The sequence below is a fragment of the Escherichia sp. Marseille-Q3837 genome (assembly GCF_916618735.1).
Taxonomy (GTDB): domain Bacteria; phylum Pseudomonadota; class Gammaproteobacteria; order Enterobacterales; family Enterobacteriaceae; genus Escherichia; species Escherichia ruysiae.
In genome coordinates this window covers 1815737-1833148 of sequence record NZ_CAKAKC010000001.1, presented here as the reverse complement: position 1 = coordinate 1833148, position 17412 = coordinate 1815737, and the positions used below count along the sequence as shown (strand labels likewise).

At 51.0% G+C, this 17412-nt stretch carries 18 protein-coding genes; 9 read left to right on the top strand and 9 right to left on the bottom strand.

The window, feature by feature from the left end; all coding sequences use genetic code 11:
* The first annotated feature begins 92 nt into the window (after positions 1-92).
* Genes scpA through scpC form a run of 4 tightly spaced genes read left to right on the top strand, consistent with a single transcriptional unit; the run spans position 93 to position 5525 of the window.
* Complete coding sequence (scpA, locus tag LG381_RS08580; RefSeq protein WP_225762282.1) at positions 93-2237, top strand: methylmalonyl-CoA mutase; 2145 nt, start codon at positions 93-95, stop codon at positions 2235-2237.
* Positions 2230-3225 (top strand): methylmalonyl Co-A mutase-associated GTPase MeaB, encoded by a 996-nt coding sequence (meaB, locus tag LG381_RS08575; RefSeq protein ID WP_000606488.1) that lies wholly within the window; start codon positions 2230-2232, stop codon positions 3223-3225. Before scpA ends, meaB begins: the two co-directional genes overlap by 8 nt.
* Positions 3226-3235: 10 nt before the next feature.
* Positions 3236-4021, top strand: a complete 786-nt coding sequence (scpB, locus tag LG381_RS08570; RefSeq protein WP_000122066.1) for a methylmalonyl-CoA decarboxylase — start codon at positions 3236-3238, stop codon at positions 4019-4021.
* A gap of 25 nt (positions 4022-4046) precedes the next feature.
* Positions 4047-5525, top strand: a complete 1479-nt coding sequence (gene scpC / locus LG381_RS08565) for a propionyl-CoA:succinate CoA transferase (RefSeq protein WP_001056014.1) — start codon at positions 4047-4049, stop codon at positions 5523-5525.
* Here the strand turns inward: scpC and LG381_RS08560 are convergent.
* The 7 genes from LG381_RS08560 to epd all read right to left on the bottom strand — a co-directional run bounded on the left by LG381_RS08560 (position 5522) and on the right by epd (position 12771).
* A complete protein-coding gene (locus LG381_RS08560) occupies positions 5522-6418 on the bottom strand; it encodes a LysR family transcriptional regulator (RefSeq protein WP_000350788.1) in 897 nt (298 codons plus the stop codon). The genes scpC and LG381_RS08560 overlap by 4 nt on opposite strands.
* 168 nt (positions 6419-6586) lie before the next feature.
* The gene (locus tag LG381_RS08555) at positions 6587-7327 is read right to left on the bottom strand and encodes an oxidative stress defense protein (RefSeq protein ID WP_000669825.1); all 741 of its coding nucleotides are present in this window, start codon (positions 7325-7327) and stop codon (positions 6587-6589) included.
* A 92-nt stretch (positions 7328-7419) separates the two neighbouring features.
* Entirely contained in the window at positions 7420-8055 is a 636-nt protein-coding gene (gene argO / locus LG381_RS08550) for an arginine exporter ArgO (protein ID WP_000493354.1), read from the bottom strand.
* Between the two features lie 137 nt (positions 8056-8192).
* Entirely contained in the window at positions 8193-9053 is an 861-nt protein-coding gene (gene mscS / locus LG381_RS08545; RefSeq protein WP_000389806.1) for a small-conductance mechanosensitive channel MscS, read from the bottom strand.
* Between the two features lie 191 nt (positions 9054-9244).
* Complete coding sequence (gene fbaA, locus LG381_RS08540) at positions 9245-10324, bottom strand: class II fructose-bisphosphate aldolase (RefSeq protein WP_225762281.1); 1080 nt, start codon at positions 10322-10324, stop codon at positions 9245-9247.
* 214 nt (positions 10325-10538) lie between these two features.
* Complete coding sequence (gene pgk / locus LG381_RS08535; protein ID WP_000111269.1) at positions 10539-11702, bottom strand: phosphoglycerate kinase; 1164 nt, start codon at positions 11700-11702, stop codon at positions 10539-10541.
* 49 nt (positions 11703-11751) lie between these two features.
* Positions 11752-12771: an erythrose-4-phosphate dehydrogenase gene (gene epd, locus LG381_RS08530; protein WP_225762280.1), complete on the bottom strand. Its 1020-nt coding sequence runs from the start codon at positions 12769-12771 to the stop codon at positions 11752-11754.
* 371 nt (positions 12772-13142) lie between these two features.
* Between epd and LG381_RS08525 the strand changes: the two genes are divergently transcribed.
* The 5 genes from LG381_RS08525 to LG381_RS08505 are packed head-to-tail and all read left to right on the top strand — an operon-like array spanning position 13143 to position 16219.
* The gene (locus tag LG381_RS08525; protein ID WP_225762279.1) at positions 13143-13574 is read left to right on the top strand and encodes a PPC domain-containing DNA-binding protein; all 432 of its coding nucleotides are present in this window, start codon (positions 13143-13145) and stop codon (positions 13572-13574) included.
* A gap of 22 nt (positions 13575-13596) precedes the next feature.
* Positions 13597-14175 carry an ECF transporter S component gene (locus tag LG381_RS08520; protein ID WP_225762278.1) on the top strand — a complete coding sequence of 193 codons (579 nt, stop codon included), beginning with the start codon at positions 13597-13599 and terminating at the stop codon, positions 14173-14175.
* Positions 14176-14883 (top strand): energy-coupling factor transporter transmembrane component T, encoded by a 708-nt coding sequence (locus tag LG381_RS08515; RefSeq protein ID WP_225762277.1) that lies wholly within the window; start codon positions 14176-14178, stop codon positions 14881-14883. It abuts the gene before it with no gap.
* Positions 14871-15548 (top strand): energy-coupling factor ABC transporter ATP-binding protein, encoded by a 678-nt coding sequence (locus LG381_RS08510; RefSeq protein WP_225762276.1) that lies wholly within the window; start codon positions 14871-14873, stop codon positions 15546-15548. The genes LG381_RS08515 and LG381_RS08510 overlap by 13 nt, the downstream gene beginning before the upstream one ends.
* Positions 15542-16219: an ABC transporter ATP-binding protein gene (locus LG381_RS08505; protein WP_225762275.1), complete on the top strand. Its 678-nt coding sequence runs from the start codon at positions 15542-15544 to the stop codon at positions 16217-16219. Before LG381_RS08510 ends, LG381_RS08505 begins: the two co-directional genes overlap by 7 nt.
* Here LG381_RS08505 and LG381_RS08500 read toward each other — a convergent pair.
* Positions 16191-16904 (bottom strand): nucleoside/nucleotide kinase family protein, encoded by a 714-nt coding sequence (locus LG381_RS08500; RefSeq protein WP_225762274.1) that lies wholly within the window; start codon positions 16902-16904, stop codon positions 16191-16193. The two genes, LG381_RS08505 and LG381_RS08500, sit on opposite strands and share 29 nt — an antisense overlap.
* Positions 16901-17410 (bottom strand): MltR family transcriptional regulator, encoded by a 510-nt coding sequence (gene fumE / locus LG381_RS08495; RefSeq protein WP_225762273.1) that lies wholly within the window; start codon positions 17408-17410, stop codon positions 16901-16903. The genes LG381_RS08500 and fumE overlap by 4 nt, the downstream gene beginning before the upstream one ends.
* Positions 17411-17412 lie beyond the last annotated feature (2 nt).

Sequence of the window (17412 nt, the reverse complement as noted above, 5' to 3'; positions counted from 1 at the left end):
CCCAATGCATTTTTTTTGCTGGCGACAACCCCGTGTAAAAAGCTCACCGTAAGCGCATCCCACCAATTTGATTGCGTTTTATGGAGCAAATAATGTCTAACGTGCAGGAATGGCAACAACTTGCCAACAAGGAATTGAGCCGTCGGGAGAAAAACGTCGACTCACTGGTACGGCAAACGGCGGAAGGGATAGCCATCAAGCCGCTGTATACCGAAGCCGATCTCGACAATCTGGAAGTAACCGGCACCCTTCCAGGCTTGCCGCCCTACGTTCGTGGTCCACGTGCCACCATGTATACCGCTCAACCGTGGACTATTCGTCAGTATGCCGGTTTCTCCACGGCAAAAGAATCTAACGCCTTTTATCGCCGTAACCTCGCTGCCGGGCAAAAGGGTCTTTCCGTTGCTTTTGACCTCGCCACCCACCGTGGTTACGACTCTGACAATCCGCGCGTTTCAGGCGACGTCGGTAAAGCAGGCGTCGCTATCGACACCGTTGAAGATATGAAGGTGCTATTCGACCAGATCCCGCTGGATCAAATGTCGGTTTCGATGACTATGAACGGGGCAGTCCTGCCAGTACTGGCGTTTTATATTGTGGCCGCTGAAGAGCAAGGCGTTACACCCGATAAACTCACAGGCACCATCCAGAACGACATTCTGAAAGAGTACCTCTGCCGCAATACTTACATTTATCCGCCAAAACCGTCGATGCGTATTATCGCTGACATCATCGCCTGGTGTTCCGGCAATATGCCGCGCTTTAATACCATCAGTATTAGCGGTTACCACATGGGCGAAGCGGGAGCCAACTGCGTGCAGCAGGTGGCGTTTACTCTCGCTGATGGAATTGAGTACATCAAAGCGGCACTTTCTGCTGGCCTGAAAATTGACGACTTTGCCCCGCGCCTGTCGTTCTTCTTTGGCATCGGTATGGATCTTTTCATGAACGTCGCCATGCTGCGCGCCGCACGTTATCTCTGGAGTGAGGCGGTAAGTGGATTTGGAGCCAAAGATCCGAAATCACTGGCACTGCGCACCCACTGTCAGACCTCAGGCTGGAGTCTCACCGAGCAAGATCCCTATAACAACGTTATCCGCACCACCATTGAAGCGTTGGGCGCCACACTTGGCGGGACACAATCACTGCATACCAACGCTTTTGATGAGGCACTTGGACTGCCAACCGACTTCTCGGCACGTATAGCCCGTAATACTCAGATAATCATTCAGGAAGAGTCAGAAATCTGCCGCACCGTCGATCCGCTGGCCGGATCTTATTACGTTGAGTCGTTGACCGATCAGATCGTCAAACAAGCTCGATCCATCATCGCTCAGATCGACGAAGCCGGGGGTATGGCGAAAGCGATCGAAGCGGGTTTGCCAAAACGCATGATCGAAGAAGCGTCTGCGCGTGAGCAGTCACTGATCGATCAGGGCAAACGCGTGATTGTTGGCGTTAACAAGTACAAGCTGGATCACGAAGACGAAACCGATGTCCTTGAGATAGACAACGTGATGGTACGTAACGAGCAGATTGCTTCACTGGAGCGCATTCGCGCCACCCGCGATGATGCTGCCGTAACCGCCGCACTGAATGCTCTGACTAATGCGGCACTGCAAAACGGAAACCTGCTGGCTGCTGCTATTAATGCGGCACGCGTTCGCGCGACATTGGGTGAAATCTCCGATGCGCTGGAAGCCGCTTTTGACCGTTATCTGGTGCCGAGCCAATGTGTTACCAGCGTGATTGCGCAAAGCTATCATCAGTCGGAAAAATCAGCTTGCGAATTTGATGCCATTGTTGCGCAAACGGAACAGTTCCTCGCGGATAACGGCCGTCGCCCGCGCATCCTGATCGCCAAAATGGGGCAGGATGGACACGATCGCGGGGCCAAAGTCATTGCCAGCGCCTATTCCGATCTTGGATTTGACGTTGATTTAAGTCCGATGTTCTCGACACCAGAAGAGATCTCCCGCCTGGCGGTGGAAAACGACGTTCATGTGGTGGGCGCGTCCTCACTCGCTGCCGGGCATAAAACGCTGATCCCGGAACTGGTAGAAGCCCTCAAAAAATGGGGACGCGAAGATATCTGCGTAGTCGCTGGCGGCGTTATTCCACCGCAGGATTATGCCTTCCTGCAAGAACGCGGCGTGGCGGCGATTTATGGTCCAGGTACGCCCATGCTCGACAGCGTACGTGATGTACTGAATCGGATTAGCCAGCGTCATGATTAACGAAGCCACGCTGGCAGACAACATTCGGCGCTTACGTCAGGGTGAGCGTGCCACGCTCGCCCAGGCGATGACGCTGGTAGAAAGCCGTCATCCACGTCATCTGGAACTAAGCACTCAGTTGCTCGACGCCATCATGCCGTTTTGTGGTAATGCACTACGCCTGGGCGTTACCGGCACACCTGGCGCGGGGAAAAGTACCTTTCTTGAAGCCTTCGGTATGTTGCTGATTCGCCAGGGGCTGAAAGTCGCGGTGATTGCCGTCGATCCCAGCAGCCCAGTGACCGGTGGCAGCATTCTTGGCGATAAGACTCGGATGACCGAACTGGCGCGTGCCGATGCGGCATTTATTCGCCCGGTTCCGTCATCCGGTCATCTGGGCGGCGCCAGCCAGCGGGCGCGGGAGTTAATGCTGTTATGCGAGGCGGCAGGTTATGACGTGGTGATCGTTGAAACCGTCGGCGTCGGGCAGTCGGAAACCGAAGTCGCCCGCATGGTGGACTGTTTTATCTCACTGCAAATCGCCGGTGGTGGTGATGATCTCCAGGGCATTAAAAAGGGACTGATGGAGATGGCAGATCTGATTGTCATTAACAAAGACGATGGCGATAACCACGCGAATGTCGCCATTGCCCGCCACATGTACGAGGGCGCTCTGCATATTCTGCGTCGCAAATATGACGAATGGCAGCCGCAGGTTCTCACCTGTAGCGCGCTGGAAAAATGCGGTATCGATGAGATTTGGCGCGCAATTATCGATTTCAAAACCGCACTTACCGCCAGCGGTCGTTTGCAACAAATGCGGCAACAACAATCGGTGGAATGGCTGCGTAAACAAACCGAAGAAGAAGTGCTGCACCACCTGTTCGCGAATGAAGATTTCGATCGTTATTACCGCCAGACGCTATTAGCAGTCAAAAACAATACTCTCTCGCCGCGCACTGGCTTGCGGCAGCTCAGTGAATTTATCCAGACTCAATATTTTGAATAAAGGAATTTTTATGTCTTATCAGTATGTTAATGTCATTATCATCAACAAAGTTGCGGTCATTGAGTTTAACTATGGCCGCAAACTCAATGCATTGAGTAAAGTCTTTATTGACGACCTGATCCAGGCACTAAGCGATCTCAACCGACCGGAAATTCGTTGTATCATTCTGCGTGCTCCGAGTGGTTCCAAAGTCTTCTCCGCAGGCCACGACATCCATGAACTGCCATCAGGCGGTCGCGATCCTCTCTCTTACGATGATCCGCTACGGCAAATTACCCGTATGATCCAAAAATGCCCCAAACCGATCATTTCGATGGTCGAAGGTAGCGTCTGGGGAGGTGCTTTTGAAATGATCATGAGTTCCGATCTGATCATCGCTGCCAGCACGTCGACCTTCTCAATGACCCCAGTTAACCTTGGCGTACCGTATAACCTGGTGGGCATCCACAACCTGACCCGCGACGCGGGCTTCCACATCGTCAAAGAACTGATTTTTACCGCTTCGCCAGTCACCGCCCAACGCGCGCTGGCTGTTGGCATTCTCAACCACGTTGTTGACATCAGCGAGCTGGAAGATTTCACCCTGCAAATGGCGCACCACATTTCCGAAAAAGCACCGCTGGCGATCGCGGTAATCAAGGAAGAACTGCGCGTGCTGGGCGAGGCGCACACGATGAATTCAGACGAATTTGAACGTATTCAGGGGATGCGCCGAGCGGTTTATGACAGCGAGGATTATCAGGAAGGTATGAATGCTTTCCTGGAAAAACGTAAACCTAATTTCGTCGGTCATTAATGCTCAGCGAATGAAGGAGTAAAAGATGAATATGATCTGGGCAAGGATGACCGCCGATGAAGCGGCGGAAATTATCCAGCACAATGATATGGTAGCATTCAGCGGCTTTACCCCTGCGGGTTCACCTAAAGCTCTACCTGTCGCTATTGCTCATCGTGCCAACGAACAACATGAGGCGAAAAAACCGTACCAGATTCGCCTGCTAACCGGCGCGTCAATTAGCGCCGCCGCCGATGACGTGCTCTCTGAAGCTAACGCCGTTTCATGGCGCGCTCCGTATCAAACATCATCTGGGTTACGCCAAAAGATCAATCAGGGGGCAGTCAGTTTTGTTGATCTACACTTGAGCGAAGTCGCGCAAATGGTTAACTACGGCTTCTTCGGCGACATTGATGTTGCGGTAATTGAAGCCTCAGCCATTGAGCCAGATGGACGTGTCTGGTTAACCAGTGGGATCGGTAACGCTCCGACCTGGTTACTGCGGGCCAAGAAAGTAATCATTGAACTCAATCACTATCATGATCCGCGCGTTGCGGAACTGGCGGATATTGTGATTCCTGGCGCACCACCGCGACGCAATAGCGTTTCGATCTTCCATGCGATGGATCGCGTCGGTACTCGTTATGTGCAAATTGATCCGAAAAAGATTGTTGCGGTCGTGGAAACCAACTTACCTGATGCAGGTAAGCTGCTGGATAAGCAAAATCCCATGTGCCAACAGATCGCCGACAATGTGGTTACCTTCTTATTGCGTGAAATGGCACAGGGGCGCATTCCGCCGGAATTTCTGCCACTGCAAAGTGGGGTAGGCAACATCAATAATGCGGTAATGGCGCGTCTCGGGGATAACCCGGATATTCCACCGTTTATGATGTATTCGGAAGTGCTACAGGAATCAGTAGTTCATCTTCTGGAAACCGGAAAAATCACCGGAGCCAGCGCCTCCAGTCTGACTATCTCCGCCGATTCACTGCGCAAGATTTATGACAATATGGACTATTTCTCCTGTCGGATTGTGTTACGTCCGCAGGAGATTTCCAATAACCCGGAAATTATCCGCCGCCTTGGTGTTATCGCTCTGAACGTCGGCCTGGAGTTTGATATTTACGGGCACGCCAACTCAACGCATGTTGCCGGAGTTAATTTAATGAACGGTATCGGCGGCAGCGGTGATTTTGAACGCAATGCTTATCTGTCAATCTTTATGGCGCCGTCGATCGCCAAAGAAGGAAAAATATCAACCATCGTGCCGATGTGTAGTCATGTTGATCACAGCGAGCACAGCGTGAAAGTGATCATCACTGAACAAGGGATCGCCGACCTGCGCGGCCTCTCTCCACTTCAACGCGCACGCGCTATCATCGATAACTGCGCCCATCCCATGTACCGTGACTATTTGCATCGCTATCTGGAAAATGCCCCAGGAGGGCATATTCACCACGATCTTAGCCACGTTTTCGATCTGCATCGTAACTTGATCGAAACGGGTTCAATGTTGGGTTAATTGCTCGTACCATCACGATCTTCAGCAATTTGCTGTAGTATCGTGGCGGTATAGCGATGATTTTTCAGTGAATAGAGGTATTCCTGCATATACATTGGCGTATGCGGTGCATCGAAATATTTCAGCGTTGCTGGATTCACCAGTCGCCAGGCAAAATGTGGAATGACTGTCAGAAAATGTCCGCGCTCAACGGCGCTGATTTTGGCCATAAAACTGTAGGGGCGATAAATGATTGTTGGATTGATCCCACAAGGGCGCATGTTCGCATCAATCATCGCTTCATAGTTAGCGCGGTTCTGAAAGCGCATCTGTAACCACGGTAACTCCTGTAATAACTCCTGCTCCTGACGTTCTTCAAAACGGCGGGAAACAAGAAACCCCAGTCGCAGCGGCGACAGCTCGCTGATAGTTAGATTTTCCAGCCCCTTAACACGGGCGGATACATGCTGCGGAGAGATAATAAAATCAAACTGGCGGTAGAAGAGATTATCGATAACCCCATTTTCGCTAAACTCAACCGGCTGGGCAGTCACCCCTTCATATTTATCACCAAGACTGATTAGCTGATCAAAAATAATCGTCGGATACGTATTATCGATGCCAATGACAATTTCATGAGAATGACGCCCGGAATTATGAATTTCATTATCAATAGCAGAAAGTCGTTGGTAAACCGGAAATAGTTTTTGATAAAGTTCCTGTCCGGCTTTATTGAGACTAATGTTGTTATCTTTACGGGTAAACAGCGTATAACCAATTTGTTCCTCCAGCGCGGCAATACTTTTGCCAAACGGTGAAGCCGTCATATGTATTTTTTCTGCTGCCCTGGCAATATTATTGGTTTGCGCTAATAAAATAAAATTGCGCATCTTTTTTGAAATAAAAATATCCATACCCTCTCCCCAAACATCACTGTCCGCTTAACCGTTTCAGTTATTCAATCTTTGATGATATCGCGAGCAAAGATAGGTAATTGCATCATGGTTTTACAGAAAATTACAGAAAAAGGAGACGATATAAGGTGAAGACATTAGCCCGACAAATGAGTCGGGCTAAATGTATTATTGTGCGGTAGGTGTTTTTGCCGGTTGCTGATCAACGGGTTCTAACTGGAAGACCACATCCACCTGGTCATCAAACTGAATAGCGGCCTGCTCGTAAGTTTCCTGAGTAGAAACCGGCGCGGCATCAGCTTTCATCATCCGAACCATCGGGCTGGGCTGATAGTTGGAAACATGGTAGCGCACGCTATACACCGGTCCCAGTTTGCGATTAAAGCCATTCGCCAACTCCTGCGCCTGATGAATCGCGTTATCTATCGCAGCCTTACGCGCTTTATCTTTATAGGCATCCGGTTGCGCTACTCCCAGCGAAACAGAACGAATTTCATTAAGACCAGCCTTCAGCGCGCCATCCAGCAAAGAATTCAGCTTGTCTAACTGACGAACTGTTACCTCTACCGTTCTCACTGCCCGGTAGCCTTTCAGAATACTTTTGCCATCCTGGTAATCGTAATCTGGCTGGGTACGTAAATTCGCAGAACTGATATCTTTTTTCGCGATCTGATTGAGTTCAAGGAAAGAGATATATTGCGCCACGCGCTCATCCGCTTGTTTTTTGGCGGTAGCAGCATCCTTCGCGGCCACATTAACTTCAATAGCAAGAGTGGCAATGTCTGGCACCGCATCTACGCTTGCCGTTCCTGAAGTGACAATGTGCGGACCATCTGGTAGTTCATTGGCCTGTACTGCCATCCCGCTGAAACCCATCAATGCCGCCAGGGCGATAACTTTGAACTTCACGTTAGTCTCTCCGTGTTTATTTACTTGCCCAAAATTCAAAACCTCTGTAGGCAAGCTTAGCGTCTCTGTTTTTATTTTCCATCAGATAGCGCCTAACTGAACAAGGCTTGTGCATGGGCAATACCATCTCTCGCCAGCTGTAGGGCGATAAACCACATTACGCCACCAACAATAATATTAATAATACGCTGCGCTTTGGCGGTACGCAGACGCGGTGCCAACCAGGCTGCGAGAAGAGCCAGACCAAAGAACCACAAGAAAGAGGCGCTAATCGTCCCAAGCGCAAACCAGCGTTTTGGTTCAACATCGAGCTGCCCGCCGAGGCTCCCCAATACCACAAAGGTATCCAGATAAACATGGGGATTCAGCCAGGTCACTGCCAGCATGGTGGCAATAATTTTCCAGCGTCCCTGTTTCATGACTTCAGCACTAACCAGCTCAATATTACTGCTCATCGCCGTTTTAAAAGCGCCAAAACCATACCACAGCAAGAAGGCAACGCCGCCCCAGGTGACCAGCGCCAGCAACCACGGTGACTGCATCAGTAACGCGCTACCGCCAAAAATCCCGGCGCAAATCAGAACCAAATCGCTGATTGCACAAAGTAAGGCAATCATAATGTGGTACTGGCGGCGAATACCCTGATTCATCACAAAAGCATTTTGTGGACCGAGCGGCAGGATCATAGCCGCCCCAAGTGCAAGACCTTGAAAGTAATAAGAAAACACGTTGGATATTCCGAATTAAGTATCTGATGCAGAGAATATAGCGCGGGAATGTTATTAGTGGAAATTGATATTATTAATTGGCAATCAGAATAACTAATAAGAGAGAGGCCAGATAAATTATCTGGCCTCAGCGTTGATTATGCAGCTTTGTCCTCTTTCACCCGCTTAAAATTCACATCCATTTGCGGATACGGGAAGCTGATACCAGCGGCATCAAACTCGCGTTTAATACGCTCCAGCACATCCCAGTAAACGTTTTGCAGATCGCCGCTGTTACTCCAGACGCGGACCACGAAATTAATCGAGGATGCGCCAAGCTCGTTCAGACGCACGGTCATTTCGCGATCTTTTAAAATGCGATCGTCAGACTGGATAATATCGGTCAGGATCTGCTTCACCTGATCGATATCGGAATCATACGCCACACCAATGATAAATTCGTTACGGCGCGCAGGCTCGCGAGAGAAGTTAATAATATTACCGGCAATAATTTTACCGTTCGGAATAACGATAATTTTACCGTCTGCAGTGCGCATAGTCGTAGAGAAAATCTGCACGCTCTGCACTGTACCGGCAACACCGCCGAGGTCGACATATTCACCGGCACGGAACGGACGGAACAGTACCAGCAACACACCTGCGGCCAGGTTAGACAGAGAACCCTGCAACGCCAAACCTACAGCTAAACCTGCGGCACCCAGCACGGCGATAACCGATGCAGTTTGTACCCCCACACGACCTAACGCTGCGATCAGCGTAAAAGCAATAATCGCATATCGGGCTAATGCAGAGATAAAATCAGCAACGGTGGCATCTATGTTACGGGAGATCATCAGGCGATTCACCGCGTTGGAGATCATCCGCGCGATAATCAAACCAATGATGATGATCGCGAGAGCCGCCACGATGTTTACAGCATAACTCAGCAACAGCGCCTGGTTGTTCACCAACCACGAACCTGCACCGTGTATGCTATCGACAACATTCAAATCTTCCATTCAATATTCCTTTTTAACTGACTCAAAATGGAGAAATACACTCCGCTGCCTTATGACGGGCAGTCTGACAAGGGTAAACAATAAAGCATAACTTTGCCAAATAGATCACAGATTTCTCCTGTCCATCACCTTGCTTTTGGCGAAAAAAAAGACCCGCAGAGCGGGTCTTGAGATAAGCAGAAAGGAATATCTTACAGAACGTCGATCGCGTTCAGTTCCTTGAATGCTTTTTCCAGACGAGCGATCATCGAAGTCTGACCGGCACGCAGCCATACGCGCGGATCGTAGTATTTCTTGTTCGGCTGATCTTCGCCTTTCGGGTTACCCAGCTGACCCTGCAGATAAGCTTCGTTCGCTTTGTAGTAGTTCAGAACGCCTTCCCAGGTTGCCCATTGGGTATCGGTATCGATGTTCATTTTCACTACGCCGTAGCTTACGGAGTCTTTGATTTCCTGAGCAGTAGAACCGGAACCACCGTGGAATACGAAGTTCAGGCTGTTGTGCGGCAGGTTGTGTTTCTTAGAAACATATTCCTGAGAATCACGCAGGATGGTCGGAGTCAGAACCACGTTACCCGGCTTGTAAACACCGTGTACGTTACCGAAGGACGCTGCGATGGTGAAACGCGGGCTGATTTTGCTCAGCTCGGTGTATGCGTAATCAACGTCTTCTGGCTGGGTGTACAGTGCAGAAGCGTCCATGTGGCTGTTGTCCACGCCATCTTCTTCACCACCGGTGCAACCCAGTTCGATTTCCAGAGTCATGCCGATTTTGGACATGCGCTCCAGGTATTTAGAGCAGATTTCGATGTTCTCTTGCAGAGATTCTTCAGACAGGTCGATCATGTGAGAAGAGAACAGCGGCTTGCCGGTAGCTGCGAAGTGTTTTTCACCCGCGTCCAGCAGACCGTCGATCCACGGCAGCAGTTTCTTCGCGCAGTGGTCGGTGTGCAGGATAACCGGAACACCATAATGTTCAGCCATCTGGTGAACGTGATGCGCACCAGAGATCGCGCCCAGGATAGCAGCACCCTGCGGAACGTCAGATTTCACGCCTTTACCAGCGATAAAGGAAGCACCACCGTTGGAGAACTGAACGATAACCGGCGCTTTAACTTTAGCAGCGGTTTCCAGTACGGCGTTGATGGAGTCAGTACCGACGCAGTTTACTGCTGGCAGTGCGAAGTTGTTTTCTTTTGCTACCTGGAAAACTTTCTGTACGTCATCACCAGTGATTACGCCAGGTTTTACGAAATCAAAAATCTTAGACATGTCTCTTGTCCTGTATCGTCGGGCCTTATACTCGTCATACTTCAAGTTGCATGTGCTGCGTCTGCGTTCGCTCACCCCAGTCACTTACTTATGTAAGCTCCTGGGGATTCACTCTCTTGTCGCCTTCCTGCAACTCGAATTATTTAGAGTATGAAAAAATGCGTGCTCTAAAAGCGCGCTGAAACAAGGGCAGGTTTCCCTGCCCTGTGATTTTTTACTTCTTAGCGCGCTCTTCGAGCATCGCTACTGCAGGCAGTACTTTACCTTCCACGAATTCGAGGAATGCGCCGCCGCCAGTGGAGATGTAGGAGATTTTGTCAGCAATGCCGAACAGGTCGATTGCTGCCAGAGTGTCGCCGCCGCCAGCGATGGAGAACGCTTCGCTGTCTGCGATAGCGTTAGCCACGATTTCAGTACCTTTACGGAAGTTCGGGAATTCGAACACGCCAACCGGACCGTTCCACAGAATGGTTTTCGCATTCTTCAGGATTTCAGCCAGTTCCTGAGCGGAAGCATCACCGATATCCAGGATCTGCTCGTCAGCTTTCACATCGTTAACAGACTTCAGGGTAGCCGGTGCGGTTTCAGAGAACTCAGTCGCTACGCGAACATCAGACGGAACCGGGATGTTGCAGGTGGTCAGCAGACGTTTAGCTTCGTCAACCAGGTCAGCTTCGTATAGGGATTTACCCACATCGTGGCCTTGTGCCGCGATAAAGGTGTTAGCGATACCACCACCAACAATCAGCTGGTCAGCGATTTTAGACAGGGAGTCCAGAACGGTCAGTTTGGTAGATACTTTAGAACCACCAACGATAGCCACCATCGGGCGAGCTGGTTCTTTCAGTGCTTTACCCAGCGCGTCCAGTTCAGCCGCCAGCAGCGGACCTGCGCACGCAACGTCAGCGAATTTACCGATACCGTGAGTAGAAGCTTGCGCGCGGTGAGCAGTACCGAATGCGTCCATTACGAATACGTCGCACAGTGCAGCGTATTTTTTGGACAGGGTTTCGTCGTCTTTCTTCTCGCCTTTGTTGAAGCGAACGTTTTCCAGAACAACCAGTTCACCTTCAGCAACATCAACACCGTCGAGGTAATCTTTAACCAGACGAACCGGGTTAGACAGTTTGTCTTTCAGGTAGTTAACAACCGGCAGCAGAGAGAATTCTTCGTTGTACTCGCCTTCGGTAGGACGACCCAGGTGGGAAGTTACCATCACTTTAGCGCCTTGTTTCAGAGCCAGTTCGATGGTCGGCAGAGAAGCACGGATACGTGCGTCGCTGGTTACTTTCCCGTCTTTTACTGGTACGTTCAGATCCGCACGGATAAATACACGTTTCCCAGCAAGATCCAGATCGGTCATCTTAATTACAGACATGGTGAATCCTCTCGTTGATTCTAAAAGTTTTGCAGACGCTGCTTGCGTCTTACCTGAAAGCAACAGTAGCCATAGCTAACGTCGTGTCGAGCATTCGGTTAGCAAAGCCCCATTCGTTATCGCACCAGACCAACGTTTTGATCAGGTGTGCGCCACTGACCCGGGTTTGAGTACCATCGACAATGGCACTGTGCGGATCGTGGTTAAAATCTACAGAGACCAACGGCAATTCCGTATAGTCAACTATACCATGAAATGCACCTTGTGCTGCTTTTTGCAGCAACAGGTTGACTTCATTGGTTTTTACAGGTTTCTTCACCGTCACGCTTAAATCGATTGCCGTCACATTTATGGTTGGCACACGTACCGCAATCGCTTCAAAGCGATCGTTAAATTGCGGAAAAAATCGTGTGATACCGGCGGCCAGTTTGGTATCGACCGGAATGATCGACTGGCTGGCTGCCCGGGTGCGACGCAGGTCAGGATGGTATGCATCAATAACCTGTTGATCGTGCATGGCGGAGTGAATTGTGGTCACTGTGCCGGACTCAATACCGTACGCATCATCTAACAATTTGATGACGGGAATTATGCAATTCGTGGTACAGGAAGCGTTAGAAACGATGCGATGTTCCGCACGAAGTTGATCCTGATTGACGCCGTAAACAACGGTCGCGTCGAGATCGTTACTGCCAGGATGTGAAAAGAGCACTTTTTTGGCTCCGGCGGCAATATGCGCTTCGCCATGCTCGCGGGTGCCATATACGCCGGTGCAGTCGAGAACCACATCGACACCAAGTTCGCGCCAGGGGAGCGATTGCAGTGAACGTTCATGCAATACGCGGATGGCGTCATCACCAACAAAAAGTTGATCGCGTTCCTGACGTACTTCCCATGCAAAACGGCCATGGCTGGTGTCATATTTCAACAAATGCGCCATGCCCGCAGCATCCGCCAGTTCGTTGATTGCCACCACGGTAATTTCCGCCCGACGTCCGGATTCATACAAAGCACGAACCACATTACGCCCGATGCGACCGAAGCCATTTATCGCTACGCGTACGGTCATAGATCTCCTGCAAGGTTTTCCCTGAGCAAATTTGCCAGACAGAGTAATCCAGCAAATCGTCCGGGGAAACCTTACCTGTCGCAAACTGCGACTGATTGGTTAATTGTCGAACATTTAATCGACTGAAACGCTTCAGCTAGGATAAGCGAAACGTGGAATAAAAGGAATGATTGTCCAGTCAAAGAAGACAATTATCTGACTTACGTCACGTTTTCAGCCCCGCCCCTGTGGAATTTATTCCACTTTGCAGAATCACGAATAAGCGTAGCAAAATCTTTTCGTTGTGCCGTCACAAACCCTGACTTATATCAGAATATGACTGATGCAGCGTCGATATTATCCGCAATACGTCCGAGTTTCGGAGTACTCCAATGATGACATTGCCCTACCCATATTCTTCCTCCGCACGCTTTTACGCGCTGCGCCTGCTCCCCGGGCAGGAAGTTCTCTCCCAATTGCGCGCCTTCACGCAGCAACAACAACTCCACGCCGCGTGGATTGCAGGTTGTACCGGCAGCCTGACTGATGTCGCTTTGCGCTATGCCGGGCAAGAAAACACCCCCCTTCTAAGCGGTAAGTTTGAAGTCATCGCACTGAACGGCACGCTGGAACAGACAGGCGAACATCTTCATCTCTGCGTTTCCGACCAACACGGAGCGATGCTCGGCGGTCATATGATGCCCGGCTGTACCGTGCGCACCACGCTTGAACTGGTGATCGGCTGCCTTGAGGAACTGGCGTTTAGCCGCCAGCCTTGCGCGCTTTCTGGTTACGATGAGTTGCATATTTCCCCCATTAAATAACTATTTTCAGAGAGGTTTTCTTATGGCGCGTCGCCGCTTTTCCAGCCAGGCCCTGGTGCTGATCGTTATCTCTATCGCTATCAATATGATCGGCGGGCAACTGGCCAGCATGGTCAAATTACCTATATTTCTCGACTCCATCGGCACACTTATTAGCGCGGCACTGCTTGGTCCGGTGATCGGGATGCTGACCGGCTTACTGACCAATTTACTCTGGGGATTGCTGACCGACCCGATCGCCGCCGCATTTGCGCCCGTCGCGATGGTCATCGGCCTGGTCGCCGGTTGGCTGGCGCGAGCGGGTTGGTTTCGCACCCTGCCGAAAGTCGTTGTCAGCGGCGTGATTATTACGCTTGCGGTCACAGTCGTTGCTGTACCGCTGCGTACTGCGCTGTTCGGCGGTGTCACCGGTAGCGGAGCTGATTTGTTCGTTGCCTGGATGCACTCTATGGGGCAAAACCTGGTGGAGTCGGTGGCGATTACGGTGATAGGCGCAAACCTGGTCGATAAAATTCTTACAGCGGTGATTGTCTGGCTTTTACTGCGCCAGCTGCCGATTCGCACCACGCGTCATTTTCCGGCAATGGCTGCCGTGCGCTAAATGCATCCGTTTACCTCATTAACGCTGTGGGCGCTGGCAGCCTGCACCACGCTAATCCTGCCCGCGCAGACCATTTTGCCAGTCTATAGCGCGGCGACCTTTCTCTGCCTTATTGCGTTAAAGGCCACGCGGTGGCGAGCAAAATATGTCGCCTGGCTGATGTTTTCGCTGGGGGGCGGCCTGTGGCTGGTGCACGGTGGCTGGCTGACAGAATGGATAAGCGGAACACCGCGCAATCCAGAACGTTGGGCATTTGCTATTACGCTCTGGCTGCGCATTCTGGCGATTGTTTCCACTTCGCAGTTGTGGATGCAGTACGTCCCCGTGCAACGATTTATCCGCGCTTTGTTTGCTTCTCGCCTGCCGCCGGGCGTCGCTTATCTGTTTGCCGGATCGCTGCTGGTCGTTGAGCAGTTAAAACGGCAATTAGCGATTATTCATGAAGCACAGCGTGCGCGTGGCGTGCCGCTGGATGAAAGCTGGTATCAACGCTTATGTGCGATGCCGGCGTTAATCATACCATTAACCCATAATGCGCTTAACGATCTGGCGATCCGTGGTGCGGCGCTGGATATGCGGGCATTTCGCTTACATAACCGGCGCACTACGCTATGGGCACCACCTGACAGTAAATTACAAAAAGTGGCTCGTTACACCATGATATTGCTGATGCTGGCAGAACCGGGAGTGTGGCTATGGTTACGTTAGAACAGTTTCGCTATTGCCCGACGCACTCAACGCACTCTCCATTCTGTTATGACTTTCACTATGACAACCCGGGGATGGTCGCCATCTTTGGAGACAACGGCAGCGGCAAAAGCACGCTGGCGCAACTGATGGCGGGTTGGTATCCGGACTTCCTGCCGGGTGACATCGCTGGCACGGGAATGCTCCTCAATACGCCCATTGGGCAACTCTCGCTAAGCGAACAAGCCGCTACCATTCAACTCGTCCAGCAATCTCCCTATTTGCAGCTTTCCGGCTGTACCTTTAGCGTGGAAGAAGAGGTTGCCTTTGGGCCAGAAAATCTGTGTCTTGATGAAGCAAAGGTTATGGCGCGCATTGACGCTGCCCTGACCCTGACCGAGTGCCAGCCGTTGCGTCATCGCCATCCGGCAACACTCTCCGGTGGAGAAACCCAACGCGTGGTTATCGCCTGTGCCATCGCTATGCAACCAAAACTATTAATTCTTGATGAAGCCTTTAGCCGCCTGACATCACAAGCCAGCGAAATTCTGTTGCAGCGTTTGCAGCACTGGGCGATGAAATGCGGTTCGCTGGTTATTCTGTTTGAACGTCATCCCACACCTTTTCTGAACTATTGCCAGCATTCCTGGTGGTTACATGACGGAGTACTCCAGCCATTATGTTAACGTTAAATCAGGTGACTTATCGCTGGCCTGGCGCGGCAACAGATTGTCTTTGCGACATTTCGCTGCAACTTAAACAAGGTGAATGGCTGGCGCTGACCGGCGACAACGGCGCGGGAAAATCGACACTGTTACGCATCATGGCGGGTCTTCTTCCCCCATCTTCCGGTACAGTAATATTGCAACAACAGGCATTACATACGCTTAAGAACCGCCAGCGCGCGGCAAAAATTGGCGTACTGTTTCAGGAAGCGGAAAACCAGTTGTTTCATAGCACCGTCGCCGAAGAGGTCGCCTTTGGTCTGAAATTACAAAAATTCTCACCCGCAGACATCGCAAAACGCACCGAATACGCCCTGCAATGTTGTCAGTTAGCAGACGTTGCCAGCGCGCATCCGTTAGACCTGCATAGCGCACAGCGACGGATGGTCGCCGTCGCCAGTCTGGAAGCTCTCGCCCCGTCACTGTTGTTGCTGGATGAACCCAGTCGGGATTTTGACGAAAACTGGCTGAGCGTGTTTGAGTGCTGGCTGGAAAAATGCCGCCAACGAGGCGCGAGTGTCGTGGCAATCAGTCATGACGCCGCATTTACCCGGCGTCATTTTTCCCGTGTTATCCGTCTGGAAGACGGCACTGTGAAAGAGGTCAATCTGCCAGACGATATTCGCCGCTAGCCGTCATCATTAAGGTCAAATTTGCGGGCAGACTCTGTTCAAGCACCCGGCGAACATTTGGGCCGTCGGTACGTTCATAAAAGGCTTCAGCGTCTGCCAGCGATAACCCTCCCGCCAGCTTGCGCCCCACCAGCCGTTCCCGTAACGCAGCTGCGGGCGCGTTGATAAAGATCGAGAAATCACAAAATTGCGCAAGTATGCGCCATTTCTCGTCATCCAATAACAGCCAATTTCCTTCTACGATAATGATCGGTGCAGTAACGTGTAATGCATCTTCTATGGGATCATGCTTTTGTCGATCGTACTGCGGCCACGTACAATCCCCTTCCACTGCCCGGCGCAGATTTTCCGCCAGTTTCGCCACGTCGAACGTCTGCGGTGCGCCTTTATAAGAGCGAAGCTGATGCTCATCCAGCCAGATGTTGTAATGGTGAAAACCATCCATCGGGAGCGTCTGAATAGCGGGTAGTTCCGGGTCTTGTTGCGCGAGATATTCCCAGAAGGTGGTTAGGGTAGATTTACCCGTCCCCGGCGGAGCGCAAAGAAATACCACCGCACGCCGCTGTGGATTTACCGTCTGTAAGGCCGCCAACATGCGCAGCAACGGTTTATGTACATTTTTTATCTCATCATCATGGTACTGCGCCTGTACCTTCAGCCCATTCACCGTTAATTCAATTTTCACGGCGTTAATTCCTTTAAGGTGGTCGTTACTGCCAGCGTCAGCGCCGTTTTGACCATCCCGCTAAAACGCACCTCTGACCAGACGGCGAAATCGGCGAACTTCATCGCTTTCAACGCGTCATAGAGCGTCGCATTGCGGGTTATGCTATTGACGTTGCTGATAAAATCCCAGGTCATGTCATCGGTAAATCCGGGCGTTTCATCCTGTTCGTTCAGGTAATGCCAGAACTGGGAAAAATGCGTGATATCGGCGTACAGCCATTTATCCATTTTCCCCAGCGCATAAATCAAACGCAGCGCAACATCAATATCGTCAAGCGGGCCGCTTTGGGCGAGTAACGGTTTCACTGCATATTCGACGATCTCTTCATCGTTATCGACAAATAGCGACGGCAGAAACTGGCGTATTCCCTGGAGCAAAATAGAATGCGCAGTTTTCATAAATGAATATAAATTGTCCTGTGCGTCCAGTTGCTCAAGCACATCATCTTCTGTCAGCGTCGCCATTC

What these genes read in the sequence shown, in the direction of transcription:
- scpA (WP_225762282.1), top strand. Translation starts at nt 93, where the DNA reads ATGTCTAACGTGCAGGAATGGCAACAACTTGCCAACAAGGAATTGAGC.
- meaB (WP_000606488.1), top strand. Translation starts at nt 2,230, where the DNA reads ATGATTAACGAAGCCACGCTGGCAGACAACATTCGGCGCTTACGTCAG.
- scpB (WP_000122066.1), top strand. Translation starts at nt 3,236, where the DNA reads ATGTCTTATCAGTATGTTAATGTCATTATCATCAACAAAGTTGCGGTC.
- scpC (WP_001056014.1), top strand. Translation starts at nt 4,047, where the DNA reads ATGAATATGATCTGGGCAAGGATGACCGCCGATGAAGCGGCGGAAATT.
- LG381_RS08560 (WP_000350788.1), bottom strand. Translation starts at nt 6,418, where the DNA reads ATGGATATTTTTATTTCAAAAAAGATGCGCAATTTTATTTTATTAGCG.
- mscS (WP_000389806.1), bottom strand. Translation starts at nt 9,053, where the DNA reads ATGGAAGATTTGAATGTTGTCGATAGCATACACGGTGCAGGTTCGTGG.
- fbaA (WP_225762281.1), bottom strand. Translation starts at nt 10,324, where the DNA reads ATGTCTAAGATTTTTGATTTCGTAAAACCTGGCGTAATCACTGGTGAT.
- pgk (WP_000111269.1), bottom strand. Translation starts at nt 11,702, where the DNA reads ATGTCTGTAATTAAGATGACCGATCTGGATCTTGCTGGGAAACGTGTA.
- epd (WP_225762280.1), bottom strand. Translation starts at nt 12,771, where the DNA reads ATGACCGTACGCGTAGCGATAAATGGCTTCGGTCGCATCGGGCGTAAT.
- LG381_RS08525 (WP_225762279.1), top strand. Translation starts at nt 13,143, where the DNA reads ATGATGACATTGCCCTACCCATATTCTTCCTCCGCACGCTTTTACGCG.
- LG381_RS08520 (WP_225762278.1), top strand. Translation starts at nt 13,597, where the DNA reads ATGGCGCGTCGCCGCTTTTCCAGCCAGGCCCTGGTGCTGATCGTTATC.
- LG381_RS08515 (WP_225762277.1), top strand. Translation starts at nt 14,176, where the DNA reads ATGCATCCGTTTACCTCATTAACGCTGTGGGCGCTGGCAGCCTGCACC.
- LG381_RS08510 (WP_225762276.1), top strand. Translation starts at nt 14,871, where the DNA reads ATGGTTACGTTAGAACAGTTTCGCTATTGCCCGACGCACTCAACGCAC.
- LG381_RS08505 (WP_225762275.1), top strand. Translation starts at nt 15,542, where the DNA reads ATGTTAACGTTAAATCAGGTGACTTATCGCTGGCCTGGCGCGGCAACA.
- fumE (WP_225762273.1), bottom strand. Translation starts at nt 17,410, where the DNA reads ATGGCGACGCTGACAGAAGATGATGTGCTTGAGCAACTGGACGCACAG.